A 23,405-nucleotide genomic window follows, 5' to 3' on the forward strand; every position below is an offset into this window, starting at 1 on the left:
CTTCCTTTGTTCCTTATTCGAACTCTTGTTCGCTTTCGGCATCGAACTCGTCTGCCTCAACCGGTGCTGCCTTGTCATCGACTGGCACGGCACCGGAGAGCAGCAGCTCGCGCAGGCGAGCTTCCACTTCGCCAGCCATCACCTTGTTCTCGGCGAACAGCTTCATCACGTTGGCCTTGCCCTGACCGATCTTCTCGCCGTTGTAGCTGTACCAGGCACCGGCCTTGTCGATCAGCTTGTGCTTGACACCGAGATCCACCAGCTCGCCCTCTTTGGAGATACCGGCGCCGTAGAAGATCTGGAATTCAGCCTGCTTGAAGGGCGGGGCCACCTTGTTCTTGACCACTTTGACGCGGGTCTCGTTACCGACCACTTCGTCGCCTTCCTTGATGGCGCCGATACGACGGATATCCAGACGCACGGAGGCGTAGAACTTGAGCGCGTTACCACCAGTGGTGGTCTCCGGGCTACCGAACATGACGCCGATCTTCATCCGGATCTGGTTGATGAAGATGCACAGGCAGTTGGCGTTCTTGATGTTGGCGGTCAGCTTGCGCAGTGCCTGGGACATCAGACGGGCCTGCAGACCAACGTGGGAGTCACCCATCTCCCCTTCGATTTCCGCTTTCGGGGTCAGGGCTGCCACGGAGTCGACGATGATGACGTCAACCGCGTTGGAGCGAACCAACATGTCGCAGATCTCCAGCGCCTGTTCACCGGTATCCGGCTGAGAGATGAGCAGGTCGTCGACGTTGACGCCCAGCTTGGCAGCATAGATAGGGTCGAGGGCGTGTTCCGCATCGACGAAGGCACAGGTTTTGCCCTTCTTCTGGGCTTCGGCGATCACCTGCAGGGTGAGGGTAGTTTTACCGGAAGATTCCGGGCCGTAGATTTCGACGATACGGCCACACGGCAGACCGCCGATCCCCAGCGCCACGTCCAGCGAGAGGGAACCGGTAGAGATGGCTTCGATATCCATGGTCTTGCTGTCGCCCAGACGCATGATGGAACCTTTGCCGAACTGCTTTTCAATCTGACCCAGCGCAGCCGCCAGTGCCTTCTGTTTGTTCTGATCCATGCCAATCTCCGCTGGAAATCGTGAGTAAGAAGTGAAGTTGGGCTAAGTATACTGTCTATTCATACAGTATCAAGCCCAATTTATCTGAGCAGGGCCAACAGACCCGACAAGGCCTGTCTCACCGCCTGCTGGCGCACCTGCCGGCGATCCCCGTCGAAGCGGGCGAGCAGGGAGTGGTGACGGCCATTGCGGTCGGCCCAGGCAAACCAGACGGTGCCGACCGGCTTGCCTTCGGTGGCGCCGCCGGGGCCGGCAATGCCACTGATAGCAACGCTGATGGAGGCAGACGAGTGGGCCAGCGCGCCGCGGGCCATCTCCAGCACCACAGCTTCGCTCACTGCACCGTGCTGTTCAAGGCTCTCGCTGCTCACCCCCAACATCTGCTGCTTGGCCTCGTTGGTGTAGGTGACAAATCCGCGATCGAACCAGCCGGAGCTGCCCGCGATGTCGGTGATGGCGCTGGCCACCCCGCCGCCGGTGCAGGATTCGGCGGTCGTCGCCAGCCAGCCCCGCTGACCGAGGGCCCGCCCCAGCTCGATGGCAAGGTGCTCTATCTCTGCATCCAGTTTCATCACGACTCCTTCTGATCCGCTCAAGAGGCACATTATGCGATCCCGCTAGCGCCGCCCGCAACCACGGCTGACCGCCCTTGCCTGCCGCAATGTGAGGTGCCGCACCTGTGTCATGCCTTCAATAGCGCAGAGCAGCTGCGCCCGGAACACCCGCTCCCCCGTCGCGGCGCTTATGTGTAGAATGGCGCCATCAAGCTCAAGGCTCATCACCGCAGACACTGGCCCGCAGAGGCCCCTTCTGGAACAGAACATGACCGCACAACACCAAGCCAGCGGCGCCACAAGCTCCGCTTCCGGCGCCAATCTGAGCGCCCACACGCCCATGATGCAGCAGTACCTTGGCCTCAAGGCCGAGAACCCGGAGATCCTGCTGTTCTACCGGATGGGCGACTTCTACGAGCTGTTCTATGACGATGCCCGCAAGGCCTCCCAACTGCTCGACATCTCCCTGACCAAGCGCGGCCAGTCGGCTGGCAGCCCCATCCCGATGGCGGGGGTGCCCTATCACGCCATCGAAGGGTATCTGGCCAAGCTGGTGCAGCTCGGCGAATCCGCCGCCATCTGCGAACAGGTGGGGGATCCCGCCACCAGCAAGGGGCCGGTCGAGCGCAAGGTCATTCGCATCATCACCCCGGGCACCGTCTCCGACGAGGCGCTGCTCAGCGAGCGCCAAGACAACCTGATCGCCGCCGTCTACCACGATGGCCGCCGCTTCGGCTATGGCACCATGGACATCGGCTCCGGCCGCTTCTTCATCAACCAGTTCGAGAAAGAAGAGACCCTGCTGGCTGAGCTGCAGCGCACCAATCCGGCCGAACTGCTCTACCCGGAATCGTTCGAATTCCTGCACCATATCGAGGGTCGCCGCGGCCTGCGTCGCCGCCCGGAGTGGGAGTTCGAGCTGGGCACCGCTCGCAAGCTGCTCTGCCAGCAGTTCGGCACCCAGGATCTGGTGGGATTTGGCGTCGACAAGAGCGAGACCGCCCTGTGCGCAGCTGGCTGCCTGATGCAGTATGTGAAAGATACCCAGCGCACCGCCCTGCCCCACATCCGCAACGTGCGCCTCGAGCAGCCGGATCACGCCGTCATCATGGATGCCGCCACCCGCCGCAATCTGGAGCTTACCCAGAACCTGGCCGGTGGCTATGAAAATACCCTGGCCGAGGTGCTGGATCGCACCGCTACCCCCATGGGCAGCCGCCTGCTCAAGCGCTGGATCCACCAGCCGATCCGCGATCGGGTGATCCTGAAAGGTCGCCAGAGCACCATCAAGGAGCTCATCGAGCAGAACCTCTATGACGAGCTGGGCAACCTGCTGCGTCAGGTGGGGGATGTGGAGCGGGTGCTGGCTCGTTTGGCCCTGCGCTCGGCCCGCCCGCGCGACCTCACCCGCCTGCGTCAGGCCTTCGCCCAGCTGCCCGAGTTGCAGCGTCTGCTGGCGGACAACGAACACGAAGCGGTACAACAGCTGGCCGAGCGGGCCAGCACCTTCCCCGAGCTGCTCGACCTGCTGGAGCGCGCGGTGATGGAGGTGCCGCCGGTGCTGATCCGCGATGGTGGTGTCATCCGTGATGGCTTCAATCAGGAGCTGGACGAGCTACGGGATCTCGCCAACGGCGCCACCGCCAGCCTCGCCCGCATCGAAGAGCGGGAAAAACTGCTGACCGGCATCAACACCCTCAAGGTGGGTTACAACAAGGTGCACGGCTTCTATATCGAGGTGAGCCGCGCCAACAGCCATCTGGTGCCGGCCCACTACATCCGCCGTCAAACCCTCAAGAACAACGAACGCTACATCATCGATGAGCTGAAGAAATACGAGGACAAGGTACTCACCGCCCAGTCCCAGGCGCTGGCGCTGGAGAAACGGCTCTACGAAGAGCTGCTCGATACTCTGCTGCCCCACCTCGGCGATCTGCAGGATTCCGCCGCCGCACTGGCGGAGCTGGACGTGCTGGCCAACCTGGCCGAGCGGGCCGAGACCCTCGACTATCGCTGCCCGACCCTCATCGATGAGGATCAGATCCTGATCGAAGCGGGCCGCCATCCGGTGGTTGAGCAGGTGATGACAGATCCCTTTATCGCCAACCCTATCCGGCTGGAGCGGGAGCGGCGGATGCTGATCATCACGGGTCCCAACATGGGCGGTAAATCGACCTACATGCGCCAGACCGCGCTGATCGTGCTGCTGGCCCATATCGGCGCCTTCGTGCCCGCCGACAGCGCCCGCATCGGCCCCATCGACCGCATCTTCACCCGCATCGGAGCGTCAGACGATCTCGCCTCCGGCCGCTCCACCTTTATGGTGGAGATGACCGAGACCGCCAACATCCTCAACAACGCCACCGCCCGCAGTCTGGTGCTGATGGACGAAATTGGCCGCGGCACCAGCACCTACGACGGCCTCTCGCTGGCGTGGGCCTGTGCCGAACAGCTAGCGAGCAAGATTGGCGCCTACACCCTGTTCGCTACCCACTACTTCGAGCTGACCCGCTTGCCCGAGCTGATGAGCGGGCTGGCCAACGTCCACCTCGATGCGGTGGAGCACGGCGACACCATCGCCTTTATGCACGCAGTGCAGGAAGGGGCGGCCAGCCGCTCCTACGGTCTGCAAGTGGCAGCGTTGGCCGGGGTGCCGAAATCGGTGATCCAGCAGGCCCGCCACAAACTGCATGAGCTGGAGAGTGCCACTCCGGTCGCCGCTGGTGAAAACCGCCCGGCTCCGGTGACTCTCGCCCCGCAGTCTCATCCGGTGGTGGAAGAGCTGGAAGCGGTGCGCCCCGACGAGCTCACTCCCCGTCAGGCGCTGGACCTGCTCTATCGCCTCAAGCAGATGCTGTAAGCACTGGCTGCCGTGCAAGCATGCAAAAGGGGAACCGCGAGGTTCCCCTTTTTATATTCAGCGCATCATATTCAGCACCTAGCAAACCAGTCAGGCCACCGCTCGCGCCTCTCCACTGGCCCGTAACAGACTCTGGCGCCCCTGCCAGTAACCCTGCAGATAGCCGGACTCCAGCTTGACCGGATCCTGGGTAAAACGGGAAACCATGAAATCGGCCGGTGGCGCGATCACCTCGATGTCGCAATCGGCAGGGGGATTGGCGATGAAATCGAGTGCTCGGTTGTAGGCGCGATCCCGCTCCAGCATGGCTTGTGCCAGTGCAGGCTGGGTTTTCAGCAAGGCTTTGACCATCCAGCAGAAACGGGCCGGCTTCTTGCGATATCCCCAGGGTTCCGACAGCACCACCGTCATCCGCCGCGCCCCGCGCCGATAGGCCTCTATCACCGGAATGGAGTCGCTGATGCCGCCATCGGCCATCGGGCGACCATCGACGCAGGGGGTATCGTGCTGCACCACCGGCAGAGCGCAGGTAGCGGTCAGCACCTCATCCATGTTGTCGGGCCGCACCGGCAGATAGATGGCCTTGCCGCTCGCCACATCGGTCGCCACCGCGTAAAAGGGAATGCCGCGGGCGCAGAAGGTCTCGAGATCGAGCGGGAAGCGATGGCGACTGGCTTGCCACAGCCAGCAGATGTCCACCAGATCGCCCCCTTTGACGAAACGCAGGGGATCGAGAAACCGGGAGCTGCAAGCCAGCTCGGTGATGATGTGGTGACTGCGGCGCGGCTGCTCGCTTAGATAAGAGACCAGATTGGTGGCACCGGCCGAGACGCCCATGACGAAATCGAACGGGTAGTGGTGACTTTCGACAAACACATCGAGCACGCCGCTGGCAAAGATGCCGCGCATCGCGCCCCCTTCGACAATCAGGGCGCAAGGGTGGGGATTAAACATAACAAGGCTCCGTCAGCTGTAATACCTGCCGGGATCGATCCCGGCCCAGTGATGGACGCCTTCATGCAGAACATCAAGACGCCGCAGCAGGACGATTCAAGCCACTTGCGCAAGCCAGAAGCAGTGCAAGGGCAAACCTGAACCGTGAAGCGACCACCAGTATATGCAGCTCACCAACCTTCAAAAAATGAATTTAAATAATAAAAAACATGCCTTGTTGGCATGATTTAGCACATCGGCAGAGACGGCCCTTTATCCGGGAACAGCACCATCAGGATCAAGGCAGCCCGGGCCCGAACGTCCCGTCGACGGGGTTGTAGTGGTAGGCCCGATAATCAAAGTCCACCTTATCCAAGCGCGGATTGGCCAACTCGAACAACAGGCGCTTGGGGAGCTGCGCCTGCTCGAGGGAAGGTTTGAAGTGGCGCAGCCAGAGCTGTTGCAGCGAGCCATCCCGCCACGCCAGCTTGAGCCCGACCGAGAGGCGGCGGATGGCGGCCTGATTATCCTTGTGGGTGTAGAAGAGGTGGAGGAAGGGATAGTGCAGCGCCACTCGCCGATCCACGGTGAGACCGGGCAGATCACTGTGCTGTTCCTGCTCGATAAAGAGCTCGTTGGCACCGCGGCAGAAGAGGTCGATGCGACCGCGAGCCACCAGCTTGAACAGCCGCTCGTAACCATCGATCTCCTGCACCTTGAATCCCCCATGACGCAGGATCTCCGCATCCTGCCAGCCACGGCCCTGCCCGTGCAAAAACTGCTGCAGCTCGGTCAGGGTATTGACCCTTGCCACCGCATCGGCCTGCTGCGGACTGACAAAACAGATGCGATAACCGAGGATGCCCAGCTCCACCGGAAAACGGACGTAATCCAGCGCTTCGCTCTCCGCGGCCGGACGCAGACTGTCGGCCACAAACAGGTTGGGGTATTGCTGAGTCTGCACAATCTGTCGCATCCGGATACGGTTCATCGGTGGCGCGGTTCGCAGCTCGTAGTCACCGAAGCTATCGCGGGTCTTCTCCAGCGCCAGCTGCAACAGATCGCGAAAATAGAGGGTACGCAAGTCCCGATCGCTCTCGGGGCTGATATGAGTGATGACGTCGCTCGCCCGCAGGGGGGCGGCAAGGAGGGAAAGACTGCACAGCAGCAAGCAGGAAGCGAGGTGATGAAAGGTCATACTGCTCATCCCGGAAATACAGGCTCACTAGAGTGTAGCGCCGGGACGAGCCGCCTTCTAAAGGGAAGCCCGGCCTACCAGAACATCCGGCCCAGCAGGGGCGCCAGCAGCACGGTCACCATACCGGCGATCATCATCACCATGCTTGAGACCACTCCCTCCTCATTACCCATCTGATAAGCCCTGGCAGTACCGGCACCGTGGGCCGAGGCGCCAAACCCCGCCCCCTTGCCGAGGCGACTGCGAATGGCCAGCACGGTGAGCACGCTCTCCCCCACCGCCATGCCGATGACACCGGTCAGCACAACAAACAGCGCAGTGAGATCGCTCTGACCACCGATGGCGCGGGTCGCCTCCACCGCAAACGGCGTGGTGATGGATCGCATCGCCAGACTGCGTTGCAACATGTCGGAGAGATCCAGCCAGCGGGCCAGCAGCACGGTACTCCCCACCGCCATGATGACCGATGCGACCACCCCTACCGACAGCGACAACCAGTGGCGACGAATGAGCTGGCGGTTCTCGTAGACCGGCACCGCGAAGGCGACGGTGGCGGGGCCCAGCAGCCAGAGCAGCCAGTGGGATTCCGCCATGTAATCCTGATAGGGGATGTGGAACAGCAGCACCACGGCCACCAGCAGGGTCGGCGCCAGCAGCAGCGGCATCAGCGGCAGAATGCGTTTCTTGCCGTAGAGCCATTTGCTGGCGTAGTAGAAAAGCAGGGTAAGGGCGAAACAGATCAGCCCGAGCAGGGTATCAGACATGACGACGACTCCGGCGGGCCAGTTTCAGTTCAAGGCGGTAGACCCGGTCTACCACCAGCGCGGTAGTGCCGAGCACTAACGTAGTGCTCACCAGCAGCACCACCATGATGCGCCACCCCTCTTGCAGCAGCAGATCCTGATAGTTGACCACCGCCACCACGGCGGGCACGAAGAAGAGCAGCATCTCGGCCAGCAGCCAGCGAGCACCCGCGCTGAACCACTCGGCCTTAACCACCCCGAGCAGGATGCAGGCCAGCAGCAACAGCATGCCGGTGAGGTTGGCGGGCAGCGGCAGATGGAGGGTACGCACCGCGGTATCGGCCAGCAGCCAGATGGCTGCCAGCAACACAATCTGGAAGGGAGTCTGTAACCAGCGCAAGCAGAGGGCTTTCATGATCATCGTCTTTCTGTGAACCGGCTCACAGTATAGGGTTGAGCAAAACCTGCCAGAAATGAATTAAAATTATCGAATTCATGCCGCATAGGCATACTTTATCCCACACCCGCCAACACGAGTCGAGAGAGTCCATGGATATTCGCGCCCTGCGCTATTTTGTCGAACTGGTGCGGGAAAAAAGCTTCACCCGCGCCTCTGAAAAGCTGTTTGTCACCCAGCCAACCATCAGCAAGATGATCCGCAATATCGAAGAGGAGCTGGGCCAGCCCCTGCTCAACCGGGAAGGGCGCCGCTTCACCCTGACTGACAGCGGCCAGGTGCTGTTCAACCGTGCCCAGACCATCTTGGCGGAGATGCAGCAGCTGGAGGCCGAACTGGCGGATCTGCAGAGCCTGCAACATGGTCGCCTCACCCTCGGCATTCCCCCCATGGTGGGTCACGTCTATGCGGACCTGATCCGCGCCTACCGCAGCCGCTATCCCAAGGTGGAGCTGACCCTGGTGGAGTACGGCGGTCGCCGCATCGAACAGGCGGTGCTGGAGGGGGAGCTGGATCTCGCCATCACCATGCTGCCGACCAAAGAGGGGGGGGCCCTCAGCGCGCTGGAGCTGGATCAATACCCGATCCGGGTAGTGTTGCCTGATCAACCCCGCTGGCATGGCGAGGCGCCGCTGCGGCTGGAGTCCCTGCAGGAGGAGCCCTTCCTGCTCTATACCCGGGCGTTTACCCTGAGCGAGCGGTTGGAGCAGGCGTGTCAGGAGGCGGGCTTTGTGCCACAGGTGGCGGCGCGCAGCAGCCAGTGGGATTTTCTCACCGCCATGGTACGCAGCGGCATGGGGGTCGCCTTCTTGCCGGAGCCGGTCTGCAACCGGCTGACCCCGGATGGTCTGGTGCTGCGGCCGCTGGAGCCCGAATTGAGCTGGCGACTCGGGGTGATCTGGCCGAGCGAGCGCTATCTGTCGCGCACCGCCGAAGCCTGGCTGGCCCTCTGCCGCCAGCGGCAGGCACCTCAGTAATCGCCGAAGCGATCGGTCTGCGGATTGTAGAAGTAGGGGCGGTAATCGAAGCTGATCCCGTCGAGGAAGGGATTATCCAGCCGCAACAGTCGGCGCTGGGAGAGCTTGGCAAAGGCGATGGCCGGGCCAAAGCTCTTGCGCCACAGCGCCTGTAGCGAGCCATCCTGCCACGCCAGCTGCAACCCCCGCTCGACCCGCTGCAGCGCCTCGCGATTGTTGGGATTGGTGTAGAAAACCCGTGGCAGCGGGTAGTAGATCAATAGCGCGTCATCCACCAGCAGATCCGTCATTTCCTTGTGGGTAAGCTGCTCGCTGCGCAGCTCGCTCACCCCACGGCAAAAGAGATCGAAGCGGCCCCGCGCCACCATTTTGAACAGCTTTTCGTACCCCTCCACTTCCACCACCTCCATCCCGGCGTAGCGCAGGATATCCACATCCAGCCACCCCTTGCCCTGACCAAAGGTGAACTGCCGCAGCCCCTTGAGGTCGGTCACTTTGCTCACCGCCGCCTTTTGCTGCGGGCTGACAAAACAGATGCGGTAGCTGACGATCCCCAGATGGATGGGAAAACGGACATAGGCGAGCCCCAGATCCTCGCGGGTGCTGCTGTAGCTGTCCATTACAAAGAGGTTGGGATAGCTGTCGAGCTGCATGCTGACCCGCTCGCGCGCCTTGGTCATGGGCGGCGCAGGCTCCAGCAGATAGTCGCCAAACTGGTCGCGGGTCTTGTCGAGGGCGAGCCGCAACAACTCCCGATCATAAGTGGTGCGCGGGTCCCGCTCGCTCTCCGGGCTGATATGGGTAAACCGGGTGGCCGCCTTTCCGGTCAGCGACAACATACAGAACAGAGCTGCGGCCAGCAGATGCAGGGATGACATAAACCGCGCCTTGGCTGAAAGGGTACTTTCAGTGTAGCCCTGAGCGTGGGTGCCCAACCATGGCGCGGCCTGTGCGAGGATAAGCAACACGACAAACAGGGGGACGCGGGCAGATATCCTCACGAGACACATCGCCCTCGGGCCACCACAGGCCCGGAGGGCAGGTTCACACCGTGCCCGGCACTACTCTTCGCCGATGGGAGCGGCGATCCACTTCATCAGCGTCAGCATATCCTGCGGCGCCACCCCTACCGAGAGACCGCGCTTGCCGCCGCTCACCAGGATCTCGTCAAACTGCAGCGCCGACTCGTCGAGCACAGTGGGCAGCAGTTTCTTCTGGGCCAGCGGGCTGATGCCGCCCACCTTGTAGCCAGTCAGCTTCTCCGCTTCCGCCGGTTTCATCATCTCCACCTTCTTGAGACCAGTCGCCTTGGCCAGCTGCTTCAGACTGCACATGCCGGATGAGGGAACGATGGCCACCACCGCCTGCTTGTCGTGATGGGCAACCAGAGTCTTGAACACCTGCGCCTCCGGCAACCCGAGCTGGGTCGCGGCATGCTTGCCGAAATCATCGTGGGCTTCGCACTCATAGGGGTAGAGCTTGTGGGGGATTTTGAGCTTCTTCAGCAGGTTGATGGCAGGAGTCATGATGGTTGCCTTGAATCGAATCGCATAAAAACAAGGCCAAACAGTCTGCGCCTCACTCTGGGGTGATGCAAGGGGGATGGAAGTTGCAAGGGCCATTGACTGGCCGCCATACCATGCACGCTTGGTGGCGAGCGACCAGAGCACTTGACCAGACAGAGTCCAAACGGGTATTGCTTTAACCCTTTGCCGCCACAACCCATACCGCAGGAGCCCATATGCAACTCACCCCACCCCAACCGCCTCAGGACGATGATGTTGAAGCGCTGCGCATTGGCCTGACGGGCTACAACGTAAGCCAGGCAGGCCCTCAACTGTACGAACTTCGGCGCGAGCGGATCGCCAGCTTTATCAAGGATAAAGAGGGCAGGGTACACGGCGGCATCATCGCCGATATCAAGTGGGGCTGGCTGCACGTCGACTGGCTCTGGATCGACGAAAGCATCCGCCGCGACGGCTGGGGCGGCCGCCTGCTCGGCGCCATGGAGCAGTACGCCCAAAGCAAAGGCATCAGCAACTACCATCTGGAAACCACCAGCTTTCAGGCCCTCCCCTTCTACCAGAAGCAGGGCTACGAAGTCTTTGGCCAGCTGCCCGATATGCCGCCGGGGCATATCAGTTACTTCCTGAAAAAGCAGGATAAGTGATGACTCTCCCGCGCCTTGCCAATGCCAATATCGTGATCCGCCCGTTCGAAGCGGACGATGCCGACGAGTTTGTCCGCGCGGCCCACGAATCGATCGAGACGGTCGGTAAATGGATGAGCTGGTGCTCCCATTCATTTACTCGGGAGAGCGCGCTGGAGTGGTTTACCAGCTGCGAGCAGGATTGTGCGGCGAGACGCGCCTTTGACATGGGCATCTTCTGCGCCACCACCGGCCAGCTCTTGGGTGGCGCAGGAATCAACCAGCTGTCGCCCCATCATCGCTACGGCAATATTGGCTATTGGGTACGCCAATCCCGCCAAGGATTCGGTATAGCCCGACAGGCGGTCGCCCTGTTGCGTGACTTTGGCTTTCAGCAGTTGGGTCTATTTCGGCTGGAGATCGTGATGGGGGTTGGCAACACCGCCAGCGAAGCCGTCGCCATCTCCGCCGGGGCTACCTTTGAGTGCCGGGCAAGAAACCGCATCTTCCTACATGGTCAGCCTCTTGATGCGAATATCTATTCTCTTACGCCATCAAACTAAATCCTGTGCAGATTAATCCAAAGCACAGGGTCAATTATCACCGCGGTCTCCCTGAAAATACCTCACACAAGCTGATCGTCGGCTCTGCAAGGGTTGAGTTACCATATTCTTGTTGTGCCAAGAGAATGCGTGCTCTGTAGCATCTCACACTTTTAACAAAAAAAGATTCATATAGCCCTCCATAGATCGTACCCTGATAAGTGACTTAAAAACTACTCAAACATGAAAACTTTACGATTCCATTTCAAAAGATAGCGAAAAAATTATGTTCAACTTTATTATGAGCGTTGAGTCACCAACATGGAATATGCATTATGATATGCATGGCTCGTCATCTTTCCCCTTATCTAGGTTTCTAGAGTCCACTCAAACAGACATTACAAACAGACTGTATCCAATAACTGAAAATTCATTATCATTCGTTGAAAACCTTCCAGCTTTATTCATGACTGAAATGGAATCGGAACTGAGTGAAGAGGGAACTAAAAACTTCGTCAAAGTTAGAGTGGGAAAGATTTTCAATCTTAAAATTGAAGATTGAGATATCACTTTCAGCTTCGAAATAGAAAACGACTTTGGCAAAGTATACATTGAGTCTGCAAAAACTTATGAGAAAATATTAGGAACAGGTTCTTTTGGGCTACACAGAACCCATTGGTCCGTTAAAGATAAAGGGCTGTCAGATGTTTTGAATGAACTGGGATTAGAAGAACTCAAGTCTAATTTAGAAATTATTCCTCCTCCACCAGTACAAACCTCAAATACAATCTTCGTAGATAGTGTAGAATCATTTCTCAGTATCGTTTTCTCTACACAAGAAGATGACAACAACGATGATTTATCCGAAGTTTTCTATCGAGGTCACTCTAATTCCAATTATAAGTTAGAGCCATCACTCTTCAGGAAAAACAGAGATGGAATTTATCGATACCTCTCGAATGAAGATAAGATGACAAGAGAGTTGTTAACGGTACAAGCTGCTGAATTTCTATCCGACAAGTACATGCTAGATAAATTAGTTAGAATGCAACATTATGGTTTACCGACACGACTACTGGACGTTACATCGAACCCACTTGTTGCATTGTATTTTGCTTGTTCTGAAGAACATAAAGACAAAGATGGCTGTGATATAGATGGACAAGTAATAATATTAAGAACAGGAAAAGAAAACATTAAGTTCTTTGACTCTGACACAGTGAGCTGTATATCTAACCTTGCACTTCTTGCTACCCCTATGAAAGATGCTCTGAATACAGCGATGTTACCAAATGAATTTAATGAATCCCCCCCTTGCTCTCAGTTGGTTCATCTAATAAAAGATGAGAAGTCATATTTCGAAAACAAAATAAATCCTAATGACATTGAAAAAATACTACTTGTTAAAGGACGGATTTTAAACGACAGGATCTCTTCCCAGTCAGGTTCATTTCTTATATTTGGTCATAACTCCATTCTCCCCGAGACAGGTTTGAGCAACATTGCCATACAGAAAATAAATATAAGAAACAAAGAGGTCATATTAAAACAATTAAACAAGCTAAACATAAACGAGAGCACTGTATACCCTGGAATAGAAAAGGCAGCCAAGGAAATTGCCAAAAAATATGATGAAAAATATTAAGACAAATGATGCATGTGTTATTAATCATGTTGTAGCCATAATATATTTAACCTCTACATTTACTACCGCAGTGCATTACGCTTCGCTTATTATTCCTACAGTTTCCTTGACGTGACGGTGGGCACAATCTTGATTCCTCCTCCAATCCGCCGAGGGGAAGGTGCAAGGTAAGGAGCGCCATCAGGGATGATGGCGCAGACGCAGCCAGCACAGGGATGTGCCGTCTGCGGCGGTCCGTCCGACCTTGCACCTAACCCGAGGGAAACCGCGTAGCGGTCGGGTTGGCGGGGGTGGCCGCTCGATTGGTGACTTTTCTTTGGCCACACAAAGAAAAGTTACTCGCCCAAGCCCGAAGGGCGGGCAAAACCCCTTCGAGGCCAACAGCCTCGCGTCCTGCTCGGCGCAGCCGAGCCATCCATCAGACACACCACAAAGCGGACGATTACGCCTGACGGCTAATCGACCCTACAACTGCTCGCATAGATACGCTCTGCCCTGCATAGCGGCAACCGGCCCATCCATTAACCCCAAATCGGCCACTGCTTATGGTCGCAATGACCCATTCGATAAGCTGAGCAGCAGCCACGATTTTTGCACTGGCGAAACGATATCAAGAATCATCGTCACACCAACGAAACAATCCTGTTGGAGCAAACAAAGCAAAGCGGCAAGCAGTGGTGGGGATCAGCCCCTCCGATCTGCTTGCCGCTGTCTGTTACCACAGGTGTAAACGTCGTTAACGACCCAAAAATGGCTCCCAATCTTTAAACACCGGCTGCAACCCCGCCTGCCGCACGGCGGCGGCCACTTCCCCCACCGGGCGATCGTCGTGGATGGCGAACTGCTCCAGCTCCTCTTTATCCCCCTCGGCATAGCCCCCCGGCTGGGTGCGCGACTCGGCAGACATCTGGGTGATGCCAAGGCGCACCGCGCCGTTGCGAAAGGTGGCCGACTCGCGTGTCGAGAGCGACAAGTCCAGCGTGGGCGAGAAGAGGCGCCAGGCACAGATAAGCTGGGCCAATTGGCGATCCGACATGATGACGGCAGGCTCCAGCCCGCCGGTGCAGGGGCGCAGGCGCGGGAAGGAGAGCGAGTAGCGGCTCTGCCAGTGGTGGCGCTCAAGCCAGCTCAGATGCTCGGCGACAAAGTAGCTGTCGGCGCGCCAGTCCGAAGAGAGGCCGATGAGCGCCCCCAACCCTATCTTGTCGATACCGGCGCGGCCCAGCCGATCCGGCGTCGCGAGGCGCCATGCGATGTCCCGCTTGTTGCCGCGCAGGTGGTGGCGGGCGTAGGTGGGGGCGTGGTAGGTCTCCTGATAGACCATGACGGCGTCGAGGCCGAGGCTTTTCAGCTCGGCATATTCGGCCTGCGAGAGGGGCTGCACCTCCATCCCCACCGTGCTGAAGTGGCGGCGGATGATGGGCAACACCTGCCGAAAATAGGCGAGCCCCACCTTGTGCTCGTGCTCGCCGGTCACCAGCAGCACGCTGTCAAAACCACGCGCCTTGATGGCCAGACACTCTCGCTCAATCTCCTCTGCATTCAAAGTCTTGCGCTTGAGGCGGTTGCTCATGGAGAAGCCGCAGTAGGTGCAGTCGTTGGCACAGAGGTTCGACAGATAGAGCGGCACATAGAAGCCGATGGTGTTGCCAAAACGCTGGCGGGTCAGCCGCTCGGCCTCGGCCGCCATCTGTGGCAGGTACGCCTCGGCGGCTGGGGAGATCAGCGCCATAAAATCGGTCAGAGTGCGGCGGGGTGAACCCAGCGCCCGCGCTACATCGGCGGCGGTCTTGGCGCGGATCTGCATGCCGATATCGTCCCACTCCAGCTCCTGCCATCGGTCGAGAAAGGTAGGCCCCTTAGCCCTCACCCCCGGCGCCCTCACCCCCAGCCCCTCTCCCAGAGGGAGAGGGGGGCAAACCTCTGGCTGCCCTTGGGGCAAGGGGGAGATGTTCATGATCGCCCCTGTTTCATGACTCATAACGCCCCCAGAAAATCGGTGAGCGGGCTGGAGGCTTGCGCCTGCAGGGCACGGGCGCCGAGACCGGCTTCATAGGCGCTGCGACCGGCGGTGCAGGCCAGTGCAAAGGCGCGGCCCATGGCGACCGGGTCGCCGCTCACCGCGATGGCGGTGTTGACCAGCACGGCATCGGCCCCTAGTTCAAAGGCGGCAGCGGCGTGGCTCGGCGCACCTATGCCCGCATCCACCACCACCGGCACATTGGCCTGCTCGACGATGATGGAGAGAAACTCCCGGGTCACCAGCCCCTGATTGGAACCGATGGGCGCGCCAAGCGGCATCACGGCGGCGCAGCCCACCTCTTCAAGCCGCTTGCAGAGCACGGGGTCGGCGCCACAGTAGGGCAGCACCACAAAGCCCTCTTTCACCAGCTGCTCGGCGGCTTTCAGCGTCTCGATGGGATCGGGCAAGAGGTAACGAGGATCGGGGTGGATCTCCAGCTTCAGCCAGTTCGTCCCCAGCGCCTCGCGGGCGAGATGGGCGGCAAACACCGCCTCGGCGGCGGTCTTGGCGCCGGAGGTGTTGGGCAGCAGCTTGACCCCGAGCTGCAGCAAGGGACTCAGGATATCGTCGTGGGCCTTGCCCGGTTCGAGCCGCTTGATGGCCATGGTGACCAGCTGGGAGCCACTCGCCTCGATGGCGGCGGCCATCAGATCCGGACGGGCAAACTTGCCGGTGCCGGTAAAGAGACGCGATGAGAAGGAGTGATCGGCAATTTTCAGCATGTCAGCCTCCCGCAATGGCGGTAAAGAGGTGAATTTCGTCCCCGTCATTGAGACGGGTCTCGGCCCAGCGGCCACGGGGCAGCACGGCGCCGTTAAGGGCCACCGCCACTCCCTGTGGATTAACTTCTTGCGCCGCCAGCAGGTCGGCCACACTCTGCCCTGCCGCCAGCGGCTGGGCTTTATCGTTGAGTCGAATGGTCAAGGTCATGGGGTGATCTCCTTGTTCAAGCCACAAACCGGGCAATCGGGATCGGGGGCCAGAGTGAGGGTCTGCCACTGATGGGTCAAAGCATCGAAGCGGCGCAATGTGCCAGCGACCGGACTCGGTATCCCGAGCAGCAGTTTCAATGCCTCCAGCGCCTGCAAGGAGCCCATCACCCCGACCAGCGGACCGGTGACGCCGCTGGTCTCGCAGCTCTGGCTCACCTTGGTATCCAGCGGATAGAGGCAGGCGTAGCAGGCGTGCTCACTGCTGGTGCGCGCCATCAGCTGCCCCTGCCACCCCACTGCGGCGGCGGAGATCCAGGGCTTGCCCTGAGCCACGCAGGCGGCGTTGATGGCATGGCGGGTGGCGAGGTTGTCGCAGCAGTCGATCACCAGATCCACCTCGGCCACAAACTCCGGCAGGCTGGCGGCATCGAGCCGCTGGTTGATGGCAATCAGCTCCACCAGCGGGTTGTGGGCAGCCAGGCGCTCGCGGGCCAGCTCGGCCTTGGAGTGGTTGACCGCCTCGCTATCGAACAGGATCTGGCGCGGCAAGTTGCTGGAGTCGACCGTGTCGCCATCGGCCAGCCACAAGGTGCCCACCCCGGCCCCGGCCAGATAGAGGGCCAGCGGCGAGCCGAGCCCGCCAAGGCCAACGATCAGCACGGACTTATCTTTCAGCCGTGCCTGCCCTTCTTCACCCACTTCCGCCAGCATCAGCTGGCGGCCGTATCTCAGGTACTCTTTGTCACTAAGAGACGCCTCATCAGAGTGCATGTTCCACCTCCCTTATGGCAGTGGCCGAGCTCGGCTCATCCCCTGCCCCCACGGCCGCCAGCAGCCGCTCGGTCGCCCCCTGCCAGTCGTCGCTGGCAGTGATGGCCGAGACCAGCGCGATACTGCCGACCCCGCTTGCCTTGACCGCCGCCACCCGCTCCTCGCTGATGCCACCGATGGCCACCGTCGGCCACTCCGCCATCAGGGCGCGGTAGCGATGCAGCCGCACCAGCCCCTGCGGACGCGAAGGCATCGCCTTGGTGTTGGTCGGGAAGATATGGCCCAGCGCGATATAGGAGGGGGCCAGCTCGCGGGCCCGCATCAGCTCGAAGTAGCCGTGGGTGGAGATGCCAAGGCGCAGTCCGGCGGCCTGAATGGTGGCAAGATCGGCGGTCTCCATATCCTCCTGACCCAGATGCACGCCCCAGGCACCCGCCTCGATGGCCTGCTGCCAGTAGTCGTTGATAAAGAGTCGTGCCCCATGGCGGCGACCGAGCGCTACCGCATCGCGAATGGCCGGTGCTACCTGAGCGGCGGGCAGATTCTTGATCCGCAGCTGGATGGTCTTGACCCCCTGCCCCAGCAGGCGGCGCAGCCACTTGACCGAGTCCACCACCGGATAGAGACCGAGGCTGTGTTCAGTCGGCGCGAAGGGGCCCTGCGGCAGGCGGGCGCTGCTTGTCTCATAAAGCCCGAAGCGGCGATCGAGGGTTGAACCCGCCAATACGGCGCGGGGGAAGTGAGCCAGATCGGCGGGCCAGCCGAGATGGGCGATGGGCCCCGGGCCTGCCCCTACTCCTTGCGCCACAGCCAGCCCCTGTTGCAAGTAGGCGCGAGCGAGGGTGATGGCGTCCTCCACCGGATAATCCTGCGCCACCACGGCGGCGATGGCGCTGGCGTAACAGCAGCCGGTGCCATGGCCGTGGCGGGTATTCAGGCGCGGCGCGGCGAGCCAAAATTCACGCTGCTCATCCTGGTAGTAGTCGAGACAGAGATCGCCGCTCCACTCCAGATGCCCCCCCTTCACTAGCACGGCGCGGGCACCGAGTTCGCGCAGACGGCGGGCGGCGAGGCGCACCAGCACAGGGCTGGTCGCGGGAATGCCGGTCAGGGCTTCCAGTTCGGGGCCGTTGGGGGTGATCAAGGAGAGGCGCGGCAATAGCTGTTCGCGCACCGCCTCCAGCATATTGGGCTCCGCCATCGGGGTGCCGCTGCTGGCGATGGCCACCGGGTCGTAGACCACGAAGGGAGCCTCTATGGCCGCCAGTCGACGGGCCAGCACCTCGACGTGAAGCCGGGTCGGCAGCAGACCGATCTTGATGGCGGCGGGCGGCAGATCGACGCCGAGGGCGTCGATCTGGGCGGTGAAGGTCTGCATCAGCACGGGGTCGACCATCTTCACCGCCACCGAGTTCTGGGCGGTAATGGCAGAGATGACGGAGCAGCCGTGCACGCCAAGATCGTGCAATGTGTGCAAGTCGGCCTGAATGCCGGCGCCGCCGCCGGAGTCGGAACCGGCGATGGTCCAGACAACTGGGCGGGAGTCGGTCACGGGCGACAGGTCGACGGGGCTGACAGCCCCGCTTGCGCTGCTCACGCCTCCTCCCCTGCGGCCTGTTTCAGCGCCGCTGCCTGATGGTAGATCTCGCCGCCAGTCTCCTTGAAGGTCTCGGCCATGCGAGCCATGCCGCTCTCCACCTGAGCCACCACCTGCTCCTGCTGGCCATCCATGCCGACCAGCTTGATCTCCACCGCTTCAAGCTTGGCTGCGTAGTCGCGCACGTCCTGGGTGATCTTCATGGAGCAGAACTTGGGCCCGCACATGGAGCAGAAGTGGGCCACCTTGCCGGACTCCTGCGGCAGGGTCTCGTCGTGGTAGGCACGAGCGGTATCGGGATCCAGCGCCAGATTGAACTGATCCTCCCAGCGAAACTCGAAGCGCGCCTTGGACATGGCGTTGTCGCGGATCTGGGCACCCGGGTGCCCCTTGGCCAGATCGGCGGCGTGAGCGGCGATCTTGTAGGTAATCAGCCCCTGCTTCACATCCTCCTTGTTGGGCAGCCCCAGATGCTCCTTGGGGGTGACGTAGCAGAGCATGGCGCAGCCATACCAGCCGATGAGCGCGGCACCGATGCCGGAGGTGAAGTGATCGTAACCCGGCGCGATGTCGGTGGTGAGCGGGCCCAGCGTATAGAAGGGCGCCTCGTGGCAGTGCTCTAGCTGCTCGGTCATGTTGCGCTCGATCATGTGCATCGGCACATGACCCGGCCCCTCGATCATCACCTGTACGTCGTACTCCCACGCGATTTTGGTCAGCTCGCCCAGTGTGCGCAGCTCGGCGAACTGGGCCTCGTCGTTGGCGTCATAGACGGAGCCCGGACGCAGACCGTCGCCCAGCGACAGGGCAACGTCATAGGCGGCGCAGATCTCGCAGATTTCGCGGAAGTGCTGATAGAGGAAGTTCTCTTTATGGTGGGAGAGGCACCACTTGGCCATGATGCTGCCACCGCGCGACACGATGCCGGTGAGGCGCTTGGCGGTCATCGGCACGAAGCGCAGCAGGACGCCGGCATGGATGGTGAAGTAGTCCACCCCCTGCTCGGCTTGTTCGAGCAGGGTGTCGCGGAACAGCTCCCAGGTGAGGTCTTCGGCGATGCCGTTGGTCTTCTCCAGCGCCTGATAGATGGGCACGGTACCGATGGGCACAGGGCTGTTGCGCAGGATCCACTCGCGGGTCTCGTGGATGTAGCGGCCGGTGGAGAGATCCATCACGGTGTCAGCGCCCCAGCGGGTCGACCAGACCAGCTTCTCCACCTCCTCTTCGATGCTGGAGGTGACCGCCGAGTTGCCGATGTTGGCGTTGATCTTCACCAGAAAATTGCGGCCGATGATCATCGGCTCCGCTTCCGGGTGGTTGATGTTGCTGGGGATGATGGCGCGACCGGCGGCCACCTCATCGCGCACAAATTCGGGGGTGATGTTCTGGGGCAAACGGGCACCGAAATCGCGGCCCGGATGCTGGGTGCGCAGGAGCTCGGAGCGCACCCGCTCGCGCCCCATGTTCTCGCGAATGGCGATAAATTCCATCTCAGGGGTGACGATACCGGCCCGGGCGTAGTGGAGCTGGGTGACCCGGCGACCCGGCTTGGCGCGGCGCGGCTTTGGCAAGTGCTCGAAGCGCAGGTGATCCAGCCCCTCGTCGGCCAGCCGTTCCTGAGTGAAGGTGGAGCTGAGCCCCGGCAGTTCGTCGGTGTCATCGCGCTCCAGCACCCAGTTCTCCCGCAGGCGCGGCAGGCCACGGCGCACGTCGATGGCGACCCCCTCCTCCCCGTAACGGCCCGAGGTGTCGTAGACCGGGATCGGTTCGTTGGGTTCGAACTTGGGATCGTCTTTGGTGCCGCCGACGAAGGTATCGGCCAGCTGGATCTCCCGCAGGGGAACACGAATATCGGCGCGGGAGCCTTCGATAAAGATGCGGCGGGAGTTGGGGTGAGCCATCCCCTTGAGGCTGTCGATAAAGGCCTGAGCGCTGGAGCGCTGCTCGCGGCGGCTGGATTTGGTGGTATCAGATACAGAAGTAGACATAGCAAAACTCACATTAACTGGTTGAAGTTATGGGTGTTTGCTTGTCTGGAGTTCGAGGAGAAGATGAACTTGCGGCGGGGTGTTTATCTCGGGAGGGAGTGCGTGCGGGATGGATCTCCGCGCTGCTGTTCTGCCACTTCCCGCTCTCTGCACGCTGTGGGCAAGGCGCCCCACGTGCAGGAAAACCGGACGGGACAGACTCCCTCCTGTGCGCCCTGACCCATCAAGGGTGAGCCCTTCGATGAGCAGAAGAGGCTTGTTCCTCCTCCGGCGCGGTAACCCGCAAGTTACCCTTGTTCCCTTCGCAGGTTTTAACCTGATCAGGTTCCACGGATCCCGAATTAACGGTCTCAGCTTCGCGTCGTTCGACGGTCAGCACTCCGACAAGATGGCGCCAGTATAAGGGGGAAAATCTAAAGCACAAGCCGTTAACAATCTGGCCAACACGCCTCTTGCAACAAATGAGTGAACGATGCTCGCTCACGGGGCCACCCCAAACAGAGGTCAAACCTGCGTTGGCATCACCTTGGCACACCACAGGTTCCCGCTGTGCTCACTCAGGGACAAGAGGAGAAAAAGAGGGAAAATCGAGGGGCGCAGGGCAAGTGCATCGTCTTGCGCGGAACAGAAACAGGCCCCTATGAAAGGGGCCTGCGAGGGAGGTTATTGAACCGGAACTATGGTCAGGGATACGTTGCCAAACCCTTCGTTAGCAAGCGCCTCGCTGTCCAGATCCACACCGGTAAGCGCCACCTCATCGGCAGAGGCACTGCGCAACTGGGCAGACTTCGCGGAACGGGTCTGGGGCTGACCGATTTCGATATCGCCGGCAAACTGGCTCTCGGCATAGAAGTCACCGGTCACCGCCGAACGGATCGGGCGCAGCACACGACCCAGGTTATTCTGCATGGTCGACAAACCATACTCACTGATGGTCCAGTTCCAGTCCCACCACTTCACTTCACCCGGGATATAACGCTTGTCCCACTGGTAGCGAATGCTGCTTGCCTTGTCGCGGAACGGGCCGACGGCAAAGGTGTGCTCCCAGGTCGGACGATTCTCCGGATGGGTATACCAGGCATTGCCGCCCCAACGCAGGAAGCCCTTCATGGTCAGGTCATAATTGACCTCGGCCTTGAACTCGTAGGGGTAGGAGATGTTGGACTTGTAGAGGGCAACCCGCACCGGCAGGCTGGAGTGAGGCGGCACCGTGGGGCGTGCTTCAACCGAGACGGTCTCGGTCGTCGAGCCCCCTTTCTGGGAGGCCCAGCTCTGGCTCGCCGCGATCTCGATGGCCAGTTCGGTTTCCCCCACCAGCGGCCACTGAAACTTGTTCTTGGTGGTCACCTTCTCGCTCAGGCTGTAGGTGTCGGTCTTCGACCAGTTGGTGGCCTTGTCGTACTTCAGGGTCACCACCACCTGCTGGGGCAGATCCGTGTAGTTGGTCGCATTGGCCGTGATGGTCTTGACCAGCTGCTTGCCGCTCTCGGTGACCTGACCATGGCTGAAGGAGTCGGGTTCCAGGGTATATGAGAAGTTGCTTACCTTGATGGAGCTCTTCTCCCCGCAACGATATCCGGAGCAGCCGCCGTCATTATTTCCCTTTATCAACCAGCCATCGCCAACCCGGGTAACATCCATATCTTCCCCGACATAGGGGCTATGATTTCCACCCACCCAGGCGTATCCCAAATAATGGGCGAGATAACTGACTGGCTTGATAAAATAATCATTGTCGTGGACAAGCCGCCATTGCACATCGACCTCATCACCCGCCGGAATATTCCAGTCAGAGAGTGTTGGTATTTCTCCGGAAACCGGTGAATTGGGATAGCACCAGGTTTCTCCGGCAGTGCCCTGTTTGATTTCGCCATTATATCCCGACCCCATAATCACCCAGCGATCAGCCAGCCCGGTGATCTGCCACTGCCCCATGCGGCTGACCAGATTACCCTTGATACTCATGGCTTCATCGCGGGTCAGAGGACGGTAACCACTGGCACAGACGCCCGTGCCAAGCCCCGCCCACTTGACCTGATCAGGGTAGACAGGTTCAGCCGCCTGCACCTGAGCGAGCATCAATGAAGACGCCAAAAACGCCAGATTGGCGGTAATTATTCTATTCATCATTTATCCCTCTTTCAGACATACGATAATTGTTATTGTGTAGAAATATCCTTTTTCATTTGACAGGTATGGACTCCGACAAAACCTGACACAAATAAAATAAACCACCAAAAAACATCCATGACAAACAAAATAATGGTGGTATAAGAAAATAATTAGAGCGATGACTTTATTGAGGAATAAATCATAAATATTGTGGCAGCCATTATTTAATGGCTGCCACAATATGGTGAAACCATATTAAATAAGAAGATGCTGAATTACTCTTCCGGATTGATCACTTCAATTCCCTGCAATATTCCATCCGCCGAACGGATCAATACCAGCTCGCTCCCGGCATGCAGATCGGCGGCCGAACCGTTGACCCAGCGCACCTGTGGATTGAGTCGCACAGTGCCCAGGGTAGCCAGCGTGAGCTGCCGATCATCAAAGGATTGCAGGCGATCTTGCGCCCGCTGCCAGGGCTGATTGGCCAGCGGAGCTCTGGCGGCCAGCAGCTCAATGCGGGTGGCAACGCCATCAGCCACCAGCAGAGCGAGCTGGTCGCCGGGTTTGAGTGGCTGCGGCCAAATCTCCCCCTGCCGCCAGACGGCGGCACTGCCCTGCTCCACTTCGGCCCCCTGAAATTGCAGGCGGATGCCGTCGCTGTGCTCCAGCTCCACCAGCCACAATTCGTCGGCTCCCGCCTGCGCCGCCCAGAGCGGCACACCCAGCATCCATGCACACCACTTTCTCGATTGTTCCATCTTCGTTCGTCCCTGAACAAAAAGCCCATGCTGGACAAGCATGGGCTTCATTCGGGAGCATTTCTAATCGGAACGCAGAGATCGG

General features: G+C 60.0%; 21 protein-coding genes and 1 riboswitch. Of the genes, 5 read left to right on the top strand and 16 right to left on the bottom strand.

The window, feature by feature from the left end; all coding sequences use genetic code 11:
* Positions 1-13 precede the first annotated feature (13 nt).
* Both recA and pncC read right to left on the bottom strand, forming a co-directional pair.
* Entirely contained in the window at positions 14-1,078 is a 1,065-nt protein-coding gene (gene recA / locus ACTG20_RS20690) for a recombinase RecA (protein WP_005348744.1), read from the bottom strand.
* Between the two features lie 80 nt (positions 1,079-1,158).
* Entirely contained in the window at positions 1,159-1,650 is a 492-nt protein-coding gene (gene pncC / locus ACTG20_RS20695) for a nicotinamide-nucleotide amidase (protein WP_088868355.1), read from the bottom strand.
* 250 nt (positions 1,651-1,900) lie between these two features.
* Between pncC and mutS the strand changes: the two genes are divergently transcribed.
* Positions 1,901-4,492, top strand: a complete 2,592-nt coding sequence (gene mutS, locus ACTG20_RS20700) for a DNA mismatch repair protein MutS (protein WP_376787902.1) — start codon at positions 1,901-1,903, stop codon at positions 4,490-4,492.
* Between the two features lie 90 nt (positions 4,493-4,582).
* Here the strand turns inward: mutS and ACTG20_RS20705 are convergent, their stop codons facing one another.
* The 4 genes from ACTG20_RS20705 to ACTG20_RS20720 all read right to left on the bottom strand — a co-directional run bounded on the left by ACTG20_RS20705 (position 4,583) and on the right by ACTG20_RS20720 (position 7,781).
* Entirely contained in the window at positions 4,583-5,446 is an 864-nt protein-coding gene (locus ACTG20_RS20705) for a patatin-like phospholipase family protein (RefSeq protein ID WP_194494492.1), read from the bottom strand.
* Positions 5,447-5,723: 277 nt separating this feature from the next.
* Positions 5,724-6,623, bottom strand: coding sequence for a hypothetical protein (locus tag ACTG20_RS20710; protein WP_058058661.1), 900 nt, complete (start codon positions 6,621-6,623; stop codon positions 5,724-5,726).
* 74 nt (positions 6,624-6,697) lie between these two features.
* On the bottom strand, positions 6,698-7,387 hold the full coding sequence (locus ACTG20_RS20715; RefSeq protein ID WP_005341581.1) for an LrgB family protein: 690 nt from the start codon (positions 7,385-7,387) through the stop codon (positions 6,698-6,700).
* Entirely contained in the window at positions 7,380-7,781 is a 402-nt protein-coding gene (locus ACTG20_RS20720) for a CidA/LrgA family protein (protein WP_040069042.1), read from the bottom strand. Before ACTG20_RS20720 ends, ACTG20_RS20715 begins: the two co-directional genes overlap by 8 nt.
* 134 nt (positions 7,782-7,915) lie before the next feature.
* Here ACTG20_RS20720 and ACTG20_RS20725 point away from each other — a divergent pair, with 134 nt between their 5' ends.
* Positions 7,916-8,800 (top strand): LysR family transcriptional regulator, encoded by an 885-nt coding sequence (locus ACTG20_RS20725; protein ID WP_194494493.1) that lies wholly within the window; start codon positions 7,916-7,918, stop codon positions 8,798-8,800.
* On the opposite strand, the gene ACTG20_RS20730 is transcribed toward ACTG20_RS20725, so the two are convergent.
* Positions 8,794-9,678, bottom strand: a complete 885-nt coding sequence (locus ACTG20_RS20730) for an ABC transporter substrate-binding protein (RefSeq protein WP_194494494.1) — start codon at positions 9,676-9,678, stop codon at positions 8,794-8,796. The genes ACTG20_RS20725 and ACTG20_RS20730 overlap by 7 nt on opposite strands.
* A 183-nt stretch (positions 9,679-9,861) precedes the next feature.
* Complete coding sequence (gene ybaK / locus ACTG20_RS20735; RefSeq protein WP_005336092.1) at positions 9,862-10,326, bottom strand: Cys-tRNA(Pro) deacylase; 465 nt, start codon at positions 10,324-10,326, stop codon at positions 9,862-9,864.
* 215 nt (positions 10,327-10,541) lie between these two features.
* On the opposite strand from ybaK, the gene ACTG20_RS20740 reads away from it, so the two are divergent.
* The 3 genes from ACTG20_RS20740 (at position 10,542) to ACTG20_RS20750 (ending at position 13,136) form a co-directional block, all read left to right on the top strand.
* A complete protein-coding gene (locus ACTG20_RS20740; RefSeq protein WP_194494495.1) occupies positions 10,542-10,970 on the top strand; it encodes a GNAT family N-acetyltransferase in 429 nt (142 codons plus the stop codon).
* On the top strand, positions 10,970-11,512 hold the full coding sequence (locus ACTG20_RS20745; protein WP_194494496.1) for a GNAT family N-acetyltransferase: 543 nt from the start codon (positions 10,970-10,972) through the stop codon (positions 11,510-11,512). Before ACTG20_RS20740 ends, ACTG20_RS20745 begins: the two co-directional genes overlap by 1 nt.
* A 688-nt stretch (positions 11,513-12,200) precedes the next feature.
* A complete protein-coding gene (locus tag ACTG20_RS20750; RefSeq protein ID WP_440008075.1) occupies positions 12,201-13,136 on the top strand; it encodes an FRG domain-containing protein in 936 nt (311 codons plus the stop codon).
* A gap of 736 nt (positions 13,137-13,872) precedes the next feature.
* Here ACTG20_RS20750 and thiH read toward each other — a convergent pair.
* The 8 genes from thiH to ACTG20_RS20790 all read right to left on the bottom strand — a co-directional run bounded on the left by thiH (position 13,873) and on the right by ACTG20_RS20790 (position 23,320).
* A complete protein-coding gene (thiH, locus tag ACTG20_RS20755; protein WP_194494509.1) occupies positions 13,873-15,093 on the bottom strand; it encodes a 2-iminoacetate synthase ThiH in 1,221 nt (406 codons plus the stop codon).
* 20 nt (positions 15,094-15,113) lie between these two features.
* Positions 15,114-15,881: a thiazole synthase gene (locus tag ACTG20_RS20760; protein ID WP_194494497.1), complete on the bottom strand. Its 768-nt coding sequence runs from the start codon at positions 15,879-15,881 to the stop codon at positions 15,114-15,116.
* A gap of 1 nt (position 15,882) precedes the next feature.
* Positions 15,883-16,089: a sulfur carrier protein ThiS gene (gene thiS, locus ACTG20_RS20765; RefSeq protein ID WP_194494498.1), complete on the bottom strand. Its 207-nt coding sequence runs from the start codon at positions 16,087-16,089 to the stop codon at positions 15,883-15,885.
* Complete coding sequence (locus tag ACTG20_RS20770) at positions 16,086-16,862, bottom strand: HesA/MoeB/ThiF family protein (RefSeq protein WP_194494499.1); 777 nt, start codon at positions 16,860-16,862, stop codon at positions 16,086-16,088. Before ACTG20_RS20770 ends, thiS begins: the two co-directional genes overlap by 4 nt.
* Entirely contained in the window at positions 16,852-18,459 is a 1,608-nt protein-coding gene (gene thiE / locus ACTG20_RS20775) for a thiamine phosphate synthase (RefSeq protein ID WP_439987380.1), read from the bottom strand. The genes ACTG20_RS20770 and thiE overlap by 11 nt, the downstream gene beginning before the upstream one ends.
* Complete coding sequence (gene thiC, locus ACTG20_RS20780; RefSeq protein ID WP_111900301.1) at positions 18,456-20,447, bottom strand: phosphomethylpyrimidine synthase ThiC; 1,992 nt, start codon at positions 20,445-20,447, stop codon at positions 18,456-18,458. Before thiC ends, thiE begins: the two co-directional genes overlap by 4 nt.
* Positions 20,448-20,727: 280 nt before the next feature.
* Positions 20,728-20,840: riboswitch (TPP riboswitch) on the bottom strand.
* 270 nt (positions 20,841-21,110) lie between these two features.
* Positions 21,111-22,574: an aerolysin AerA gene (gene aerA / locus ACTG20_RS20785; RefSeq protein ID WP_194494510.1), complete on the bottom strand. Its 1,464-nt coding sequence runs from the start codon at positions 22,572-22,574 to the stop codon at positions 21,111-21,113.
* Between the two features lie 260 nt (positions 22,575-22,834).
* Positions 22,835-23,320 carry a hypothetical protein gene (locus ACTG20_RS20790; protein WP_194494501.1) on the bottom strand — a complete coding sequence of 162 codons (486 nt, stop codon included), beginning with the start codon at positions 23,318-23,320 and terminating at the stop codon, positions 22,835-22,837.
* Between the last annotated feature and the right edge of the window lie 85 nt (positions 23,321-23,405).

The organism is Aeromonas sp. 84A (assembly GCF_051919345.1).
GTDB lineage: Bacteria > Pseudomonadota > Gammaproteobacteria > Enterobacterales > Aeromonadaceae > Aeromonas > Aeromonas veronii.